Origin of the sequence: Micrococcus terreus (assembly GCF_900116905.1) — a bacterium.
GTDB classification, from domain to species: domain Bacteria; phylum Actinomycetota; class Actinomycetes; order Actinomycetales; family Micrococcaceae; genus Citricoccus; species Citricoccus terreus.
The window spans coordinates 35,377-53,184 of the sequence record NZ_FPCG01000003.1; the positions used below are offsets into that span (position 1 = coordinate 35,377).

A 17,808-nucleotide genomic window follows, 5' to 3' on the forward strand; every position below is an offset into this window, starting at 1 on the left:
TGGCCTAAGGTCGAGGCATGAGCTCACCTGAGGACCGTGCCGCGGCCCCCGCCGCGCACCCCGCACACTCCTCACATGACTCCACCCTGGACCGGCTGATCCGGATCCTGGACGCCTTCGAAACCGACCGTCCGGTGCTCCACGTGGCGGCACTGGCCCGCCGCGCGAACCTGCCCCTGCCCACCGCCTACCGCTGGGTGGACCGACTCGTCGGTGCCGGGCTGCTCCAGCGGCACGAGGACGGGACGGTCGGGCCCGGGCTGCGCCTGTGGGAACTCGCCGCCCGCTCGGCGCCCACCACCTCCCTGTGGGATGCCGCCCGCCCGTTCATGGACGATGTCCAGGCCGTCCTGCGCCAGCACACCCAGCTCGCCGTGTTGGACGAGGACGGCGTGCTGGTCATCGAACGCCTCTCCGCCCGCAGTGCCGTGGCCAACCAGGCCAGCGTGGCCGGCCGACTGCCCACCTTCACCACAGCGCTCGGTCTGGTGCTGCTGGCGCATGCGCGCCGCGACGTGACGGAGGCGTTCCTCGCCTCCCATCAGGACGCGCTGGGCCAGCCTCTGGTCTGGGGGACAGGGCACGACGTCGGCTCAGCCAGGGGAGTGCTCAACCCCACCGCGGCGGTGCTCCGGCAGCAGATCGCTGAGGTGCGTCGGCTCGGGTATGCGGCGCTGGACGGCCAGGTGGACGATGAGACCACCGGCGTGGCCGTGCCCATCCTGGGCGGCGACGGGACCATGCTCGCGGCACTGGGCGTCGTCGTGCCTCGCCATTCTGACCTGGCACCCGGTCTGGCTCCCATGCTCCTGGCGGCCGCGCGGGGCATCTCTCGAGCGCTTGCCTCACAGCCGGCCACGCATCCGTACCCTCACCTCCCGCAGGCATGATTCTCACTGAGTGAGAATGGCCGGGACGTGCACCTGTCACCTCGCTCACACTGGGCAGAACGCCCTGTCCCGTGAGGTCCGTGCACGTCCTGTGCGGACCGGGGGACCCGCACCGCCGACGAAGGAGTCCTGCATGAGCGCACCGGAGAACATCACCCGCACCACGGTGGGGATCGTCGGCGGAGGCCCGGCTGGCCTGCTGCTCTCCCACCTGCTCTCACAGCAGGGGATCGAGAACGTGGTGCTGGAGAAGCGGGACCACGAGACCATCGCCAACACGCACCGCGCGGGCATCCTGGAGCAGCAGGCGGTGACGATGCTGACCGAGACCGGCGTGGACGGCCGCGTGCTGACCGAGGGCGATGAGCACTCCGGCATCAACCTGCGGTTCAACGGTGAGTCCCACCTGCTGGACTTCCCGGACCTGGTGGACGCCACCGTCACCCTGTACGCGCAGAACGAGGTCTTCGTGGACCTGGCCGCCGCCCGGAAGCGGGACGGCGGGGACGTGCGCTACGAGTGCGAGGTCGTGGACGTGCTGGACCTGAAGACGGACACCCCCAAGGTCCGCTTCCATGACCTCTCCGCAGGCGGGGACCCGAACCAGCTGCAGGAGCTGCTGTGCGACATCCTGGTCGGCGCGGACGGCTCGCGCTCATTCTGCCGCCGCGCGGTGGGCGAGGCCGAGGGCCACCGGGACTTCAAGATCGAGTACCCCTTCGCCTGGTTCGGCATCCTGACCGGGGCTCCCAAGTCCTTCCCGGAGCTGATCTACGCCAACTCCCCGCACGGCTTCGCGCTGATCTCGCAGCGCTCGGAGACCGTGCAGCGCATGTACTTCCAGTGTGATCCGGGCGAGAACGTGGACGACTGGTCGGACGATCGGATCTGGTCCGAGCTGCAGAAGCGCGTGGACGGCCCGGACGGGTTCCAGCTCAAGACCGGCCCCATCTTCGACAAGACCGTCCTCGGCTTCCGCTCCTTCGTGCGCGAGCCCATGCGCCACGGCAACATGTTCCTGGCCGGCGACGCCGCGCACACCGTCCCGCCCACCGGCGCCAAGGGGCTGAACCTGGCGTTCGCAGACATCAAGGTGCTGTTCGAGGCGATCGAGTCCTATGTCTCCACCGGCTCGAAGGACCTGCTGGACGCCTACTCGGACACCGCGCTGAAGCGGGTCTGGAAGGCGCAGAACTTCTCCTACTGGATGACCAGCATGCTCCACACCCGCCAGGACGCCAATCCGTTCGAGACCAAGCGGGCCCTGGGCGAGCTGGAGACCGTGACCTCCTCGCGCTACGGCCAGCAGTACCTGGCCGAGTCCTACACCGGCTGGCCCCACGCCTGACGGGCCCACCTCACAGACCACCTTCCCGACGACGGCCACGCACCTCGCTTGGCCACCCCACCTCCCAGCCCCCCCGATTCCCCACAGAAAGGAGCAGCCCGTGAGCAAGGAACCCACCGCGGTCCCGCGGTCCTCCGGCGCGGCCGACCAGTCCGGTCAGGCACCTGCCGATGAGTCGTTCAACAACAGCCACGTGCTGGACCCCGCCGCGACGCAGGACTCCCAGGAGACCATCGACGCGGAGATGAAGCAGATCCACGACGCCGCCTCCGGGGAGACCCAGCCGCGCGTGAACTTCCCGCCGTACCGCAGCTCCCTGCTGCGCCACCCCACCAAGTCCATGCACCACGCGGACCCGGAGACCATCGAGCTGTGGTCCCCGGCGTTCGGACACCGGGATGTGCACACCCTGGAGTCGGACCTGACCATCCAGGGCAACGGAGAGCCGCTCGGCGAGCGGATCGTGGTGCGCGGGAAGATCCTGGACGGGGACGGACGCCCTGTGCGCGGCCAGCTCGTGGAGATCTGGCAGGCCAACGCCGCCGGCCGCTACGTGCACAAGCGGGATCAGCACCCGGCCCCGCTGGACCCGAACTTCACCGGCATCGGCCGCACCATCACCGGGGACGACGGCTCCTACCAGTTCACCACCATCAAGCCCGCGCCGTACCCGTGGAAGAACCACCACAACGCCTGGCGTCCGGCCCACATCCACTTCTCGCTGTTCGGCACCGACTTCACCCAGCGGATGATCACCCAGATGTACTTCCCGGGCGATCCGCTGTTCAGCCTGGACCCGATCTACCAGTCGATCACCGACCAGAAGGCCCGGGACCGCCTGGTGGCCACCTATGACCACAATGTCTCCACCCATGAGTGGAACACCGGCTACTACTGGGACATCGTGCTCAGCGGCAGCAACCGCACCTGGATGGAAGACGAGGAGGGCGATCACTGATGCGCGTGGACGTCAACGATCCCAACGCTGACCGCACCGCCGAGGGCAAGCTGGTCCCCACCCCGGGGCAGACCATCGGCCCGTTCTTCGGCTACGCCAACGGCTACGAGCAGGTCCACCTGCCCTTCCGGGATGGCCACCACCTGGTGCCGCCGACCCACCCGGATGCCGTGCGCCTGACCGGCACCGTGTATGACGGCAACGGCGATCCCATCCCGGACGCCATGCTGGAGATCTGGCAGGCGGACCAGAACGGTGAGATCCCCCAGGAGACCGGCTCGCTGGTCCGGGACGGCTGGACCTTCACCGGCTGGGGCCGCTGCGCGGTGGACAACGTGGGCACCTACACCTTCTCCACGGTGAACCCCGGTCCCACCGAGGACGGCAAGGCGCCGTTCATCCACCTGGTGGTCTTCGCCCGCGGTCTGCTGAACAAGCTGCACACCCGGATCTACTTGCCGGAGGACACCGAGGCCTTGGCCCAGGACCCGCTGCTGAGCTCGCTGGACGAGACCCGGCGCCAGACCCTGATCGCCGAGCGTCGCCCGGACGGCTCGCTGCACCTGGACATCTGGGTGCAGGGCCAGGGCGAGCACGCGGACAAGGAGACGGTGTTCCTGCAGTTCCCCGGGATCGACTACCCGCAGAACTGATCCGGACACCGCACGGCGGGCCGGGGTGCCTCACCAGAGGTCACCCTCGGCCCGCCCACTGCACTGAGCAGTACCCTGGACGGACCGGGACCACCCGCTCCGTCCAGCCCGCCAGCCCCCAGGAGTCACCCCGCCCATGACCAGCCCCGCCGAGCAGCACCCCCGTCAGGCTGACCCGTCCGCACCGGCCGCGCCGGACCGACTGTCCCTGCTGGCCGAAGCGGACACCGGGCTGCTCAACCCCGGCTGGGCCGGATCCCCGGTGGCCCAGGAGACCTCGGACGCCGCGTTCCTGCGCCACATGCTTCAGGTGGAGGCCGCCTGGACCGCTGTGCTGGCCGAGCACGGCCTGGCCACCGCCGAACAGGCCGAAGCCGCTGAGCAGGCCTGCGACCCCTCCGCCTACGATCTCGTCGCCCTGGCCCACGCCGGACAGGACGGCGGCAACCCGCTGATCCCCGCGCTCAAGGCCCTGCGGGAGCACCTGGCCGGGGTCGCCGGGGCGTCGGGGGCCGTGCACGTGGGCGCCACCAGTCAGGACATCATCGACACCGCCCTGATGCGGATGACCACCCAGGTCACCGCCGCCATCCTGCGGGACGTGAGGGCCGCCGTCGGGAGCCTGGTGGAGCTGGCGCGCACCCACCGCCAGACGCCCATGGTGGCCCGCTCCCTGGCCCAGCACTCGCTGCCCTCCACCTTCGGACTGCGTGCCGCGAACTGGCTGGACGGGCTGGCCCAGGCCGGGCGCCGGCTCGAGACCGCCACCGCCGAGCTGCCCCTCCAGTGGGGTGGGGCGGCCGGGACCATGGCCGCGCTGTCCGGCAAGGTCGCCGAGGCGCACCGGCAGGGGATTCTCGACGACGGCACCGGCACCTTCCACCTGATCGAGGCCTTGGCCGCGCGGCTGGGTCTGAGCACGCCAGCAGGGCCCTGGGACACCAACCGGATGCCGGTCACCGGGGTGGCGGCGGCGCTGGCCGATGTGGTGGCCGCCTGCGGGAAGATCGCCAATGACGTGCTGATCTCCGCCCGGATCGAGAACGGGGAGCTGGGCGAGCCGCTGGTGGCCGGTCGGGGCGGGTCCTCGGCCATGCCGCACAAGCAGAACCCCGTGCTCTCGGTGCTCATCCACTCCAGCGCCCTGTCCGCACCCGGGGCGCTGGCCCAGGTGTACACCGCGGCCGGGGCGGCCAACGAGGAGCGTCCGGACGGAGCCTGGCACACCGAGTGGCCGGCCCTGCGCCAGCTGCTGCGCACCGCCGGGGGCACTGCAGCGCGCACCGCCGAGCTGGTGGCCGGACTGCGCGTGCACGAGGACCGCATGCGGGAGAACCTGCACCGCACCGGCCCGCTGCTGGTCTCGGAACGGCTGATGTCCGATCTGGCACCGCGGATCGAGCAGGCCCGCGGCGGCGAGCCCGGCTCCGGGAAGAAGCGGATCCAGGCGATCGTGGACCGTTCGCTCTCGTCCGCCCACGCCGCCGAGAACACCGGCGGGTCCGCACCGGAGAACTCCGCGGACTTCCGCACCCTGCTGCGCGAGGCGGCGCTGGACACGGTCTCGGACGAGGACCTGGAGACCATGCTGGACCCCGCGAACTACATCGGAGAGGCCACCGCACTGGTGGACCGGATCACCCAGAAGCACGAGGAATGGAGCCGAGCATGAGCACACCCCAGATCACCGCACTGGCCCTGACGGAGGCCGGCCAGGGCAAGGACGTCCTGGTGGTCGGCGCCGGGCTGGGCACCGGCGTGCAGGGACTGTGGCAGGAGGCCGCCGGTCAGCTGGCCGACCGCTTCCAGATCATCGGGTGGGATCTGCCCGGCCACGGAGAGTCCCCGGCACACGCCGATCCACTGTCCATCGCGGACCTGGCGAACGCCGTGGCGGACCTGGTGCGCGCCCAGCACGCCTCCGGCACCATCGCACCCGGGGCCAAGGTCTACTACGCCGGGGTGTCCGTCAACGGCGAGGTGGCCCTGCAGCTGGCCCTGGACCACGGGGACCTGTTCAGCGGGATCGCCGTGATCTGCTCGGCGGCCAAGATCGGTGAGGCCGAGGCCTGGCGCGAGCGGGCCGCCACCGTGGAGGCCTCCGGCACGCCCACCATGGTGGAGGGATCGGCCCAGCGCTGGTTCGCCCCCGGGTTCATCGACAAGCACCCCGAGCGCACCACCCGGCTGCTGCACGCCCTGCAGAACGCCGACCGTTTCTCCTACGCCCGGATCTGCGAGGCCCTGGCCGACTTCGACGTGCGCGAGCGGCTCGGGGAGATCAGCGTCCCCATCCTGGCCGTCACCGGCGCCCATGACCAGGTCTGCCCCCCGGCCCGCGGGGAGGAGATCGCCGGCGGCGTGCAGGACGGACGTGCGGCCGTGGTGCAGTCCGCCGCGCACCAGGCGCCGATCGAGGACCCCGAGGAGATCGCCCGACTGCTGAAGAAGAGGTTCGCCGCATGAGCACCCCGAACGCTGAGACTGCTGACGGCCAGCCCATCGGACACCGGATGGACGCCACCTCCCAGGAGGTCTACGACGCCGGCATGGCCGTGCGCCGCGAGGTCTTGGGCGCGGCCCACGTGGACCGCGCCGAGTCCAAGAAGGACAGCACCACCGAGGACTTCCAGAACCTGATCACCCGCTACGCGTGGGGGACGGTCTGGACCCGCCCCGGACTGGACCGGAGGATGCGCTCGGCGGTTACCATCTCGGCCATGGTCTCCGGCGGGTACTGGGACGAGTGCGCCATGCACCTGCGTGCCGCGCTGCGCAACGGGCTCACGCGGGAGGAGATCCAGGAGATCCTGCTCCAGACCGCCATCTACTCCTCGGTTCCGGCGGCCAATATCGCCTTCAAGCTCGCCCAGGAGGTCTTCGCCCAGGTGGACGCCGACCTCGCCGACGGCAAGCCCCTCTGACCCCACCCCCACCCAGGCGCAAAGTGACCCCACCCCCACCAAAGTGACCGGGTTTCGTCACTTTGCGCCTGCCCCCTTCGGACCACCGGACCCCCAGTTCAGGAGCATCACATGACTGACACCACCGACGCCTTCATCTACGACGCCGTCCGCACCCCCTTCGGCAAGGTCGGGGGAGCGCTGGCCAAGACCCGCCCGGATGATCTGGCCGCCCTCGTGGTGAAGACCTCCGTGGAGCGTGCACCCGGACTGGCCGGCAACGCCGAGGCCCAGGCGCAGATCGACGAGGTCTTCTTCGGCAACGCCAACGGCGCCGGTGAGGAGAACCGCAACGTCGCGCGCATGGCCACCCTGCTGGCCGGGCTGCCGACCTCCATCCCCGGCTCCACCGTGAACCGCCTCTGCGGGTCCTCCCTGGACGCCGCGCTCATCGGCTCCCGCCAGATCAACACCGGTGAGGCCGACGTCGTGCTGATCGGCGGGGTGGAGTCCATGTCCCGCGCTCCGTGGGTGCTGCCCAAGACCGAGAAGCCCTTCCCCATGCAGAACCTGGAGCTGGCCAACACCACGTTGGGCTGGCGCCTGATCAACCAGAACATGCCGAAGGAGTGGACCGTCTCCCTGGGTGAGGCCACCGAGCAGCTGCGCGAGAAGTACGGCATCACGCGAGAACGGCAGGACGAGTTCGCCGCGCAGTCCCACCAGCGGGCCGCCGCAGCGTGGGAGGCCGGCAAGTACGATCAGCTCACCGTCGCCGTGCCGGACGTGGACCTGGCCCGGGACGAGACCATCCGTCCGGACTCCACCCCCGAGTCGCTGTCCGGTCTGCGCACCGTCTTCCGCAAGGAGAACGGCACCGTGACCGCCGGCAACGCCTCGCCCATGAACGACGGCGCCTCCGCGGCCTGGCTCGGATCCTCCCGCGCGGCGGACATCCTGGGGCTGCAGCCGCTGGCCCGGATCGCCGGTCGCGGTGCCGCCGCCAACGAGCCCCAGTACTTCGGCTACGCGCCGGTGGAAGCGGCCAACCAGGCCATCGCCCGGGCGGGATTCACCTGGAAGGACGTGGCCGCCGTCGAGCTCAATGAGGCCTTCGCGGCACAGTCGCTGGCCTGCACCGATGCCTGGGGGATCGACCTGGACATCGTCAACGCGTGGGGCGGGGCGATCGCCATCGGCCACCCGCTCGGCGCCTCCGGTGCGCGCATCCTGGGCACCCTGGCCCGCCGCCTGCAGGAGTCGGGCGAGCGCTGGGGCGTGGCCGCGATCTGCATCGGCGTGGGCCAGGGCCTGGCCGTGGTGCTGGAGAACGTGGAAGCCCGCTGACCCACCCAGACCTGATCTGACGACAACGGAACTGACGAACACTCAAGGAGAGACGATGCGTGAATTCGTGGACACGGCCGCCGAGGCCGTCTCCCGGATCACCGACGGCGCAACCGTGCTGATCGGTGGATTCGGCAACGCCGGACAGCCTATGGAGCTGATCGACGCGCTGTTGGAGTCCGGGGCGAGCAACCTGACGGTGGTCAACAACAACGCCGGGCAGGCCGAGGCCGGTCTGGCCCTGCTGATCAAGGAGCGGCGGGTCGCCAAGATCATCTGCTCCTTCCCGCGGCAGCCGGACTCGTGGCACTTCGATGAGGCCTACCGCGCCGGGGAGATCGAACTGAAGCTGGTCCCGCAGGGCAACCTGGCCGAGCGGATGCGCGCAGCCGGCGCCGGGATCGGGGCGTTCTTCAGCCCCACCGGGTACGGCACGCAGCTGGCCGAGGGCAAGGAGACCCGGGAGATCGACGGGAAGAACTACGTCCTGGAGCACCCCATCCGTGGAGACTTCGCGCTGATCAAGGCCTACGCCGCCGACTCCTACGGCAACCTGCGCTACCGCAAGACCGCGCGCAACTTCGGCCCGGTCATGGCCGCGGCCGCCGAGCACACCATCGTCCAGGTGGACGAGCTGATCGAGGGCTGCCTGGACCCCGAGCACGTGATCACCCCGGGGATCTACACGGACACGATCGTGCGCATCCCCTCCAGCTCGGGTGCGTTCCAGCGTGCGGAGGACGAGGCCCTGGCCGCCGGTCGGCCCAAGCCCTGCGCGGCGCCAGCCGACGAGGCGCCCGCTGGGGGAGACATCGCCCCGGAGTCCGAGTCCGCCGCAGCCGGCGCAGCAGAGCAGAAGTGAAGGGACAGACACCATGACTGACACCACCCAGAACGCTCAGAACACCCAGGCCCCGCGGGTGACCGACCAGCCGCTGACCCAGCAGGAGCTGGCGCAGCTGATCGCCGCGGACATCGAGCCCGGCTCCTTCGTGAACCTGGGCATCGGCCAGCCCACCACCGTCTCGGACTACCTCTCGCCGGAGAAGCAGGTCACCCTGCACACCGAGAACGGGATGCTGGGCATGGGCCCGCAGGCGCACGGGGACCAGATCGACGAGGACCTGATCAACGCCGGCAAGATCCCGGTGACCGAGCTGCCCGGCGCCAGCTACTTCCACCACGCCGACTCCTTCGCCATGATGCGCGGCGGCCACCTGGACGTCTGCGTGCTCGGGGCGTACCAGGTCTCGGCCACCGGCGACCTCGCCAACTGGTCCACCGGCAAGCCCGGCGCCATCCCGGCGGTCGGCGGCGCCATGGACCTGGCGATCGGGGCCAAGGACACCTACGTGATGATGGACCTGTTCACCAAGAAGGGGGACATCAAACTCGCCCAGGAGTGCACCTTCCCGCTGACCGGCGTCGGCTGCGTCTCCCGCGTGTACTCCGACCACGGCGTGTTCCTGCTGGACGAGTCCGGCGTGGTCAAGGTCCGTGAGCTCCACGGCATCACCTTTGCCGAGCTGCAGGAGAAGCTGCCGGACGTCCAGCTCGAGGACCGCACCGGCGCCTGACCGTTCCTCACTCTCTCCCCGGAAACTCCTCGCCCTGCGGGGCGGTGAGGATCCGGGCTGGGAGTGAGGAATCAGACCCACCTCCACCACCGCAACCATCCCGACGACGGCCACGTCACCTCCCAGCGCGGAGGTGCCGTGGCCGTCGTCGTGGGTCCCTGTCCCACCACCCTGGCTCGCCAGCCCCAACAATATCTGGTACAATCTCCTGTGATGGTCGGTGCCTCTGAGGCCCGGCCCGTCGTTCGGACTCCATGCCGCCCACGCGGGGCGGACCTGTCCGAGCGCCGGAGAGATCGGTCCCCGGTTGAGGCGGCCGCACCGCACCCGACGTGCACAGCGCCCTGAGGCCTCCCGGCGGATGAGAGCAGCTCGAGAGAGCGCGAACAAGGCCGTGCGCACACGGTGGGAAAGGGAACTGTGACCCAGAAGAGGATCGCGATCATCGGCGCTGGCCCCAGCGGCATGGCGGCACTGCGGGCGTTCGAGTCCGCTGAGAAGGCAGGCGCAGAGGTCCCGGAGATCGTCTGCTACGAGAAGCAGGGCGACTGGGGCGGCCAGTGGAACTACTCCTGGCGCACCGGGATCGACCAGTACGGCGAGCCGGTCCACTCCTCCATGTACCGCAACCTGTGGTCCAACGGCCCCAAGGAGGCCCTGGAGTTCGCCGAGTACACCTTCGACGAGCACTTCGGCCGGCCGATCTCCTCCTACCCGCCGCGCGAGGTGCTGTGGGACTACATCGACGGCCGCGTCCGCCAGTCCGAGGCCAAGTCCAAGGTCCGCTTCGCCACCGCCGTGCGCTGGGTGCAGTTCCATGAGGACACCGAGACCTTCACCGTCACCGTGGAGGACCTGCGCTCCAAGCAGACCACCGCCGCCACCTTCGACCACGTGATCGTGGCCACCGGGCACTTCTCCTTCCCCAACGTCCCGGACGTGCCGGGCATCGAGACCTTCCCGGGCACCCTGCACCACGCGCACGACTTCCGCGGTGCCGAGAAGCTCGCGGACAAGCGCGTGCTGCTGATCGGCGCCTCCTACTCGGCCGAGGACATCGGCGTGCAGGCCTACAAGATGGGCGCCCGCTCGGTGACCATGTCCTACCGCTCCCGTCCGCAGGGCTATGACTGGCCCGAGGGGATGGAGGAGCTGCCGGGCATCCAGGAGATCCAGGGCCAGACCGTGCACTTCAGCAACGGTGAGGTCCGCGAGTTCGACGCGATCGTGCTGTGCACCGGCTACCTGCACAAGTACCCGTTCCTGCCCACCGAGCTGGCGCTGGAGTCCCCGAACAACATCTACCCGGACCACCTGTACCGCGGCGTGATCTGGCAGAAGAACCCGCGGCTGAGCTACCTCGGTGCCCAGGACCAGTGGTTCACCTTCAACATGTTCGACGCCCAGGCCTGGTACGTCCGCGACCTGATCCTGGGCCGCGCCGAGCTGCCGTCCGAGCGTGAGCGCGCCGAGCACATGCAGTCCTGGCGCAACCGGTTCATGGCCCTGGAGACCGACGCGGACGACGTCCAGTTCCAGGCCGACTACATCCAGGACCTGATCGAGGCCACCGACTACCCCATGTTCGATCTGGACGAGGTGGTCAAGACCTTCCTGGACTGGAAGAAGGACAAGAAGGCCAACATCCTCACCTACCGGGACAAGCAGCACCGTTCGGTGATGACCGGGACCATGGCGGCCAAGCACCACACCCGCTGGCTGCATGAGCTGGACGACTCCCTGGAGCGCTACCTGGGCGCCCCGAAGGAGGACGAGATGCGCTCGCGCTTCGAGGCGGACGACGCCGACGAGGACATCGAGCGTCTGCCCCTGCAGGAGCGCATCCAGCGCTGATCGGCGCACGGCACTGCTGTTCCCCACGGCATTCCCGACGACGGCCACCCACCTCCCAGCGAGGAGGCAGGGTGGCCTTCGTGGTTCCAGGAGCCTTCAGCTCAGAACGCGACCTTCTGCAGCAGCGCGCGCAGCTGACGGCGTTCACGCGGAGAGAGGGTCTGCAGCACTGTCTCCTCAGACTCACGGGTCAGAGCCGCCGCCTGCTCATGCAGGTCGTGGCCGGACTCGGTGGGGACCACGATCTTGGAGCGCCGGTCCCGAGGGTCGGTCTCCCGCCGCACCGCGCCGCGCTCCTCCAGACTGTCCACCAGGGCTACGATCTGACTGGGATCCAGGTCCAGGAACTCGCCGAGTTCGCGCTGGGTGGGGCGCTCCTCGGTGCAGACCAGGGAGAGAACGGAGAAGTGGCGCACCTTCAGGTCCAGTTCAGCCAGCATGAGGTTGGCGTGGGAGTTTCCGCGTCCGCGGGCGCGGGCGATCAGGAACTGGATGTCCGAGGCGACCCGGGCGCTCTGCAGTCGCTCGATACCCGTGGCGGACGGGGCGGTGGACTCGTCGGCAGGGGTCTTCTCTGGGGTAGCGGTGGTGGGCATGCGGGCGGCTCCTCGCCAGGGGGGTGACGTCATCCGTCGTCACCGGGAGATCAGGGCTGGGAAAGAGTCTACGCCCGTCACTGTAGATAAACTAGATCATTGACTTTCTCAATGAAATGCGATCTGATGGTGGCAGATCAACGGCGCCCTGGCCCTGGGGCGCCGACCCCTCTGGCTGAAGGAGCCCACCATGTCGCTTGCCGGAAAAGTCGCCGTCGTCACCGGATCCGGAGCCGGACTCGGCCTGGCCTACGCCCAGGAGCTGGCCCGTCAGGGTGCAGCCGTGATCATCAACGACGTCAGCCAGGACGCCGCCGACGCCGCCGTGGCCTCCATCACCGAGGCCGGGGGCAAGGCCGCCGCCGTGGTCGCTCCGGTCGGCTCCTCCGAGACCGCCCTGCAGCTGGTGGACACCGCCGTGGAGACCTTCGGCGGGTTGGACATCCTGGTCACCAACGCCGGCATCCTGCGGGACAAGTCCCTGTTGAAGATGACCGACGACGACTTCGACGCCGTCATCAACGTCCACCTGCGCGGCACCTTCACCTGCGTGCGCGCGGCCTATGCGTATTTCAAGGAGAACGGCGTGGCCGGCCGCATCGTCTGCATCGGCTCGCCGACCGGACAGCGCGGCAACTTCGGCCAGACCAACTATGCCGCGGCCAAGGCCGGGATCGTAGGGATGGTCCGTACCTGGGCCATGGAGATGAAGAAGGCCGGCGTGACAGTCAACGCCGTCATCCCGGTGGCCGCCACCGCCATGACCAAGACGGTGCCGTTCTTCCAGAAGGCCGTCGAGGCCGACGAGCGGGGCGAGGCCATGCCGGAGTTCTTCCGCAGGGAGCTGGGCTTCGGTCCCGCGCAGGACGTGGCCGGCGTCATCGCGTTCCTCTCCTCGGACGAGGCCGCCGGCGTGACCGGTCAGGCTGTGGGCGTGGGCGGCGACCGTCTGCAGGTCTGGTCCCACCCCGAGGCCGTGGTGCAGGAGTACCACGAGGGCGGTTGGGACTACCAGACCATGCTCACCGAAGGGCGGTCGATCCTCGAGGCCAACGTCCAGTCCGTCGGCGAGACGTTCCCCGAGCTGCCCGCTGAGCTGCAGCCTGAGGATCCGGCGAAGTGAGCGCGGCCATGAGCAAGGGTGCCCCCGTGCAGGACGGATCGGACCAGCCGGTGCGGTACGAGTGCGCAGTGGATGTGACGGCGATCCAGGCCGTGGACATGCACGTGCACCTGGAGGTGGACTCCTGCGGGCACAAGGCCTTGCCGGAGGACTTCTTCGAGGCCTCGGCCAAGTACTTCAAGGCCGAGGAGCGGACTCCGTCCATCGATCGGATCGCCGAGATCTACCGAGAGCACCGCATGGCCGCGGTGGTCTTCACGGTGGACGCCCGCACCCAGATGGGCCATGAGCCCAATTCGATCGACGACCTCGTGGCCGGCTGCGCCCGCAGCAACGATGTGCTGATCCCCTTCGGCTCGGTGGATCCGCGCACGGGTGCCGCCGCACTGGAGGAGGCCCGCCGTCAGGCCGAACAGCTGGGCGTGCGCGGCTTCAAGTTCCACCCCTCCGTCCAGGGCTTCGATCCCTCGGATCGGCAGTTCCACCCGCTGTGGGAGGTGCTGGAGCAGCTGGGTCTGCCGTGCGTCTTCCACACCGGTCAGAACGGCATGGGCGCCGGACTGCCCGGCGGGCGCGGCATCAAGCTCAAGTACTCCAATCCGCTGCTGCTGGACGACGTCGCCGCTGACTTCCCCGGACTGCCGATCATCATGGCCCACCCCTCGGTGCCGTGGCAGGACGAGGCGAACTCGATCGCCACGCACAAGGCCAATGTCTACATCGACCTCTCGGGTTGGTCTCCGAAGTACTTCCCGGAGTCCCTGGTCCGCCAGGCCGGCAACGTGCTCTCGCGCAAAGTGCTCTTCGGCACGGACTTCCCCCTGATCACCCCGGAGAAGTGGCTGACCGCCTTCGAGTCCCTCCCGCTGAAGGACGAGGTGCGGCCACTGATCCTCAAGGAGAACGCCGTGCGCCTGCTCGGCCTGGACGCTCCGGCTGCGCAGGAAGGCGAGCTCCGTGCGTGAACCCGTGACCGGAACCGTGATCCCCTCGGACCTCTACGGCTTCGCTGAGCGGCTGACCGAGGCCGAGCGCAGCGTGCTCTCCACGCTGCGTGAGGACCTGCGCACGAAGGTCTATCCGCGGGTGAACGACGCCTGGGACCGTGCCGAGCTGCCCGATGAGCTGGTGCAGGCCGTCCGCGGACTGGACTTGATGGACCCGCGCCAGCTGCGCGAGGCCGGAGAGCCGATCCGGGACATCCTCACCGGCTTCCGCAACTTCGAGCTGGCCCGTTGCGACATCAACGTCGGCACCCTGTACAACGCCCAGGCCGGGCTGTTCCGCACCGCCTGCACCTTGGGCGGATCGCCGGAGCAGGCCGCCGAGCTGGACCCGAAGATCGTCACCTATGAACTGACCGGAGTGTTCGGCCTGACCGAGCCGGACCACGGCTCGGACGTGGCCGGTGGCCTGGCCACCTCGGCGACCTACGACGACGCCACTCAGGAATGGGTGATCAACGGCGCCAAGAGATGGATCGGTGGCGCGACGATCTCCGATGTGGTGGCCACCTTCGCCCGGGACACCGCGGACGGGCAGGTCAAGTGCTTCCTGGTCCCGCGTGAGGCTGAGGGCGTGACCATGACGATCATTCCGAACAAGGCCTCCCTGCGGATCATGCAGAACGCGCACATCGACTACCGGGACGTGAGGGTGCCGGAGTCGGCCCGGCTGCAGGGGATCAACTCCTTCGCGGACGTGGCCCGGTGCCTGCGCAGCATGCGCTCGGACGTGGCCTGGATGGCCGTGGGTGCCCAGGCCGGCGCCTATGAGGCGGCGCTGAAGTACGTGCGCGAGCGGGAGCAGTTCGGCCGACCGATCGCCGGGTTCCAGCTGATCCAGGAGAAGCTCGCGGTGATGCTGGGCAACCTGACCGCGTCCCTGGGGATGATGGTCCAGCTGACCGAGCAGCAGGCGCAGGGCATCTTCAAGGACGAGAACTCCGCACTGGCCAAGATGTACACCTCGCTGCGGCTGCGTGAGACCGTGGGCCTGGCCCGGGAGGTCTGTGGCGGCAACGGCATCACCCTGGAGACCGATGTCGCCCGGTTCCACGCCGATGCCGAGGCGATCTACTCCTACGAGGGCACCCACGAGATCAACGCCCTGATCGTGGGCCGGGCCATCACCGGGATCGGCGCCTTCGTCTGACCGACTCGACCCGACGATCCCGATTCAATGTTTCGTGATCGTCAACCATTGCACTCATCAACCATTGTGATGTAGAACACATTCAGGAGGATCTACCCATGACTGAGAACACCACCGCCGCCACGGTCGTCAGCTTCGACGAGGCCAAGGACCTGGCTGGACGTGACCTGGGATACACCGAGTGGCGCGAGGTCACTCAGCAGATGGTGGACACGTTCGCCGACGCGACCGATGACCACCAGTGGATCCACGTGGATCCCGAGCGCGCCAAGGACGGCCCGTTCGGCGCGCCCATCGCCCATGGGTTCCTCACCCTGTCCCTGATCATCCCGTTCTGGTCCGAGCTGTTCGACGTGACCGACGTGAAGACCAAGGTCAACTACGGCCTCGACAAGGTGCGGTTCACCTCACCGGTCAAGGTCGGCTCCCGCATCCGCATGAAGGGTGTCATCTCGGACGTCCAGGAGGTCAAGGGCAACGGTCTGCACCTGGTCACCGACGGCACCATCGAGATCGAGGGCGAGGAGCGGCCCGCCGTCGTGGCCACCTTCCTCTCCCGCTTCTACGCCTGAGTCCCCTCAGGGCAGAGGCACCATCCCCATCCCCCTCCCGGCTCCGGCCGGTTCTTTTCAGGAGTCCCCATGAACAGGAAGTTCGCCTCACTGCTGGCCACCGCGGCCGTCACCTCTCTGGCACTGGCCGGCTGCGGCTCTGGCTCCCCCTCCGGCGGCGACACGTCACCGGCGGGTGAGAACTCGGGCGCCGCCTCCGGCGAGCTGGAGAAGGTCACCCTCGGCGTGCTGCCGATCGCCCCGTCCGTGGGCGCGTACTACGGCATCGAGAGGGGCATCTTCGAGAAGCATGGTCTGGACGTCGAGCTCTCGACCTCCAACGCCGGCGCGGCCATGCTCCCCGCCGTGGCCAACGAGCAGATCACCTTCGGCGTGGGCAATCCGCAGTCTGTGCTCAACGCCAACGACCGTGGTCTGGACATGAAGATCATCGCCGGATACTCCAACTCGCTGGGCGAGGGGGAGGACATCGCTGGCGTCGTGGCCACCAAGGACTCCGGCATCGCCGGGTGGGACGATCTGGCTGGCAAGACCGTCTCCGTCAACGCCCTCAAGACCCAGGGTGACCTGACGATCATGGAGGCTGTGGAGAAGGCCGGCGGCGACCCTGCGGCCGTGAACTTCTCTGAGATGCCCTTCCAGGACATGGAGGCCCAGCTGGAGCGCGGGAACACCGACGCCGTCTGGTTCCCTGAGCCGTTCCTGAGCCGGGCCCTGGCCGATGATGCCAACCAGTTGGTGGGCTACAACTTCCAGGAGGCCATCCCGGGCATGCCCACCATGGTCACCTTCACCTCCGGGACGTATGCCTCCGAGAACCCGGAGGTGACCCAGAAGTTCGTGGACGCCATGACCGAGTCCCTGGCGGCGGTCGAGGAGAACCCGGAAGAGGCCCGCGCCATGCTCACCGAGTTCATCAACCTTCCCGAGGATGCCGCCCAGAACCTGCGCATGGAGGAGCTCTCCGGCGAGATCCGCAAGGAGCAGATCGAGCAGTCCGGCCAGCTCATGGTCAAGTTCGGGTTCATCGGCAAGGGCCCGGATGTGGAGAAGCTCTACTGGGAAGGTCAGTGACCCAGCCGTCCGTCAGCCGCTGAGCGTCTGACGCACGATGCCTCGGAGCCCCGACTGGGGGTCCGAGGCATCGTGCGGTCTACGGCTGGTCCCGACCCGCGGCATCCTCCGCGGTCAGGGCTCGGGTGAGGAGTCGATCCAGCTCCCGCTGCTCGGCCGCATCCAGGCCTGCCAGCAGCAGGCGATCGACCTGCACCGCAGGGCCATGCAGTTCGGTCAGGATCCCGTGGCCGGCCGTGGTGAGGGAGACGATCCGGCGCCGGCCGTCGTCGGGATCTCTGTGCACCGTGATCAGGCCGCGGCGCCCCATCCGCCGCACCAGCTCGGTGACCGTGGCCTTGTCCAGGTGAAGCCGGGCGCCGAGCTCTGACTGAACCAGCCCTTCCGGGGAGTGCCCCAGGCAGAGCAGCACGCCGAACTGCACGCTGGTCAGTTCGGTGGAGACCTGCTGCTGCCACAGCTGACCGTGCCGGGAGAGCAGTCGCCGCAGGGCCAGGCTGCGGAATCCGGTGACCGGTGGCAGGGCGCTCGGCTGGGGGGTGTCCAGAGTGTGGGGTGAGAGGGGCACGATCGTCCTTGGTCTCTGACGGCGAGGGGCGGGGTGGTCTGGGTCACTCCAGGGTACGCCAAGAGTGCGTATACGAACCACCTGGGGAGTCCCCTCGGGGGCGCCCTGCCGAGCCGATCTCATGTTCCGCACAACCATTGAGAATCTCAATGATCTACGACACAATGGCAGGGCCAGCACTTGACGGTCAC

Annotated in this window: 18 protein-coding genes; 16 read left to right on the top strand and 2 right to left on the bottom strand. The window is 68.8% G+C overall.

Going from position 1 to position 17,808, the window contains the following annotated elements; all coding sequences use genetic code 11:
- Window positions 1-17: 17 nt before the first annotated feature.
- The 11 genes from BM355_RS04590 to BM355_RS04640 all read left to right on the top strand — a co-directional run bounded on the left by BM355_RS04590 (window position 18) and on the right by BM355_RS04640 (window position 11,530).
- Entirely contained in the window at window positions 18-890 is an 873-nt protein-coding gene (locus tag BM355_RS04590) for an IclR family transcriptional regulator (protein ID WP_091695500.1), read from the top strand.
- Window positions 891-1,023: 133 nt separating this feature from the next.
- Window positions 1,024-2,238 (top strand): 4-hydroxybenzoate 3-monooxygenase, encoded by a 1,215-nt coding sequence (locus tag BM355_RS04595; RefSeq protein WP_091695501.1) that lies wholly within the window; start codon window positions 1,024-1,026, stop codon window positions 2,236-2,238.
- 193 nt (window positions 2,239-2,431) lie between these two features.
- Window positions 2,432-3,196: a protocatechuate 3,4-dioxygenase subunit beta gene (gene pcaH / locus BM355_RS04600; protein ID WP_091696019.1), complete on the top strand. Its 765-nt coding sequence runs from the start codon at window positions 2,432-2,434 to the stop codon at window positions 3,194-3,196.
- Window positions 3,196-3,849, top strand: a complete 654-nt coding sequence (gene pcaG, locus BM355_RS04605; RefSeq protein ID WP_091695502.1) for a protocatechuate 3,4-dioxygenase subunit alpha — start codon at window positions 3,196-3,198, stop codon at window positions 3,847-3,849. Before pcaH ends, pcaG begins: the two co-directional genes overlap by 1 nt.
- A 136-nt stretch (window positions 3,850-3,985) precedes the next feature.
- Complete coding sequence (locus BM355_RS04610) at window positions 3,986-5,521, top strand: lyase family protein (RefSeq protein WP_091695504.1); 1,536 nt, start codon at window positions 3,986-3,988, stop codon at window positions 5,519-5,521.
- Window positions 5,518-6,315, top strand: a complete 798-nt coding sequence (locus tag BM355_RS04615; RefSeq protein WP_091695507.1) for an alpha/beta fold hydrolase — start codon at window positions 5,518-5,520, stop codon at window positions 6,313-6,315. Before BM355_RS04610 ends, BM355_RS04615 begins: the two co-directional genes overlap by 4 nt.
- A complete protein-coding gene (pcaC, locus tag BM355_RS04620) occupies window positions 6,312-6,773 on the top strand; it encodes a 4-carboxymuconolactone decarboxylase (protein WP_091695510.1) in 462 nt (153 codons plus the stop codon). Before BM355_RS04615 ends, pcaC begins: the two co-directional genes overlap by 4 nt.
- 111 nt (window positions 6,774-6,884) lie before the next feature.
- Complete coding sequence (locus BM355_RS04625; RefSeq protein ID WP_091695512.1) at window positions 6,885-8,099, top strand: thiolase family protein; 1,215 nt, start codon at window positions 6,885-6,887, stop codon at window positions 8,097-8,099.
- A 55-nt stretch (window positions 8,100-8,154) separates the two neighbouring features.
- On the top strand, window positions 8,155-8,961 hold the full coding sequence (locus tag BM355_RS04630; RefSeq protein ID WP_091695514.1) for a 3-oxoacid CoA-transferase subunit A: 807 nt from the start codon (window positions 8,155-8,157) through the stop codon (window positions 8,959-8,961).
- A gap of 13 nt (window positions 8,962-8,974) precedes the next feature.
- Window positions 8,975-9,676 (top strand): 3-oxoacid CoA-transferase subunit B, encoded by a 702-nt coding sequence (locus BM355_RS04635; protein WP_091695516.1) that lies wholly within the window; start codon window positions 8,975-8,977, stop codon window positions 9,674-9,676.
- A gap of 420 nt (window positions 9,677-10,096) precedes the next feature.
- The gene (locus BM355_RS04640) at window positions 10,097-11,530 is read left to right on the top strand and encodes an NAD(P)-binding domain-containing protein (protein ID WP_091695518.1); all 1,434 of its coding nucleotides are present in this window, start codon (window positions 10,097-10,099) and stop codon (window positions 11,528-11,530) included.
- A gap of 101 nt (window positions 11,531-11,631) precedes the next feature.
- On the opposite strand, the gene BM355_RS04645 is transcribed toward BM355_RS04640, so the two are convergent.
- Entirely contained in the window at window positions 11,632-12,126 is a 495-nt protein-coding gene (locus BM355_RS04645; RefSeq protein ID WP_091695520.1) for a MarR family winged helix-turn-helix transcriptional regulator, read from the bottom strand.
- Window positions 12,127-12,316: 190 nt separating this feature from the next.
- On the opposite strand from BM355_RS04645, the gene BM355_RS04650 reads away from it, so the two are divergent.
- The 5 genes from BM355_RS04650 to BM355_RS04670 all read left to right on the top strand — a co-directional run bounded on the left by BM355_RS04650 (window position 12,317) and on the right by BM355_RS04670 (window position 17,049).
- Window positions 12,317-13,249: an SDR family NAD(P)-dependent oxidoreductase gene (locus BM355_RS04650; RefSeq protein WP_091695523.1), complete on the top strand. Its 933-nt coding sequence runs from the start codon at window positions 12,317-12,319 to the stop codon at window positions 13,247-13,249.
- Between the two features lie 8 nt (window positions 13,250-13,257).
- Window positions 13,258-14,214 carry an amidohydrolase family protein gene (locus BM355_RS04655; protein WP_091696021.1) on the top strand — a complete coding sequence of 319 codons (957 nt, stop codon included), beginning with the start codon at window positions 13,258-13,260 and terminating at the stop codon, window positions 14,212-14,214.
- Window positions 14,207-15,403, top strand: coding sequence for an acyl-CoA dehydrogenase family protein (locus BM355_RS04660; protein ID WP_091695525.1), 1,197 nt, complete (start codon window positions 14,207-14,209; stop codon window positions 15,401-15,403). Before BM355_RS04655 ends, BM355_RS04660 begins: the two co-directional genes overlap by 8 nt.
- Window positions 15,404-15,501: 98 nt before the next feature.
- On the top strand, window positions 15,502-15,975 hold the full coding sequence (locus BM355_RS04665; RefSeq protein WP_091695527.1) for a MaoC family dehydratase: 474 nt from the start codon (window positions 15,502-15,504) through the stop codon (window positions 15,973-15,975).
- A gap of 69 nt (window positions 15,976-16,044) precedes the next feature.
- On the top strand, window positions 16,045-17,049 hold the full coding sequence (locus BM355_RS04670; protein ID WP_091695529.1) for an ABC transporter substrate-binding protein: 1,005 nt from the start codon (window positions 16,045-16,047) through the stop codon (window positions 17,047-17,049).
- A gap of 79 nt (window positions 17,050-17,128) precedes the next feature.
- Here BM355_RS04670 and BM355_RS04675 read toward each other — a convergent pair whose 3' ends face one another.
- Window positions 17,129-17,617 carry a MarR family winged helix-turn-helix transcriptional regulator gene (locus BM355_RS04675; RefSeq protein ID WP_177227835.1) on the bottom strand — a complete coding sequence of 163 codons (489 nt, stop codon included), beginning with the start codon at window positions 17,615-17,617 and terminating at the stop codon, window positions 17,129-17,131.
- Between the last annotated feature and the right edge of the window lie 191 nt (window positions 17,618-17,808).

Bases quoted from the DNA above. Each gene is read 5' to 3' on its own strand.
- BM355_RS04610 (WP_091695504.1), top strand. From the start codon at position 3,986: ATGACCAGCCCCGCCGAGCAGCACCCCCGTCAGGCTGACCCGTCCGCA.
- BM355_RS04595 (WP_091695501.1), top strand. From the start codon at position 1,024: ATGAGCGCACCGGAGAACATCACCCGCACCACGGTGGGGATCGTCGGC.
- pcaG (WP_091695502.1), top strand. From the start codon at position 3,196: ATGCGCGTGGACGTCAACGATCCCAACGCTGACCGCACCGCCGAGGGC.
- BM355_RS04650 (WP_091695523.1), top strand. From the start codon at position 12,317: ATGTCGCTTGCCGGAAAAGTCGCCGTCGTCACCGGATCCGGAGCCGGA.
- pcaC (WP_091695510.1), top strand. From the start codon at position 6,312: ATGAGCACCCCGAACGCTGAGACTGCTGACGGCCAGCCCATCGGACAC.
- BM355_RS04630 (WP_091695514.1), top strand. From the start codon at position 8,155: ATGCGTGAATTCGTGGACACGGCCGCCGAGGCCGTCTCCCGGATCACC.
- BM355_RS04645 (WP_091695520.1), bottom strand. From the start codon at position 12,126: ATGCCCACCACCGCTACCCCAGAGAAGACCCCTGCCGACGAGTCCACC.
- BM355_RS04635 (WP_091695516.1), top strand. From the start codon at position 8,975: ATGACTGACACCACCCAGAACGCTCAGAACACCCAGGCCCCGCGGGTG.
- BM355_RS04670 (WP_091695529.1), top strand. From the start codon at position 16,045: ATGAACAGGAAGTTCGCCTCACTGCTGGCCACCGCGGCCGTCACCTCT.
- BM355_RS04655 (WP_091696021.1), top strand. From the start codon at position 13,258: ATGAGCAAGGGTGCCCCCGTGCAGGACGGATCGGACCAGCCGGTGCGG.
- BM355_RS04625 (WP_091695512.1), top strand. From the start codon at position 6,885: ATGACTGACACCACCGACGCCTTCATCTACGACGCCGTCCGCACCCCC.
- BM355_RS04615 (WP_091695507.1), top strand. From the start codon at position 5,518: ATGAGCACACCCCAGATCACCGCACTGGCCCTGACGGAGGCCGGCCAG.
- BM355_RS04590 (WP_091695500.1), top strand. From the start codon at position 18: ATGAGCTCACCTGAGGACCGTGCCGCGGCCCCCGCCGCGCACCCCGCA.
- BM355_RS04665 (WP_091695527.1), top strand. From the start codon at position 15,502: ATGACTGAGAACACCACCGCCGCCACGGTCGTCAGCTTCGACGAGGCC.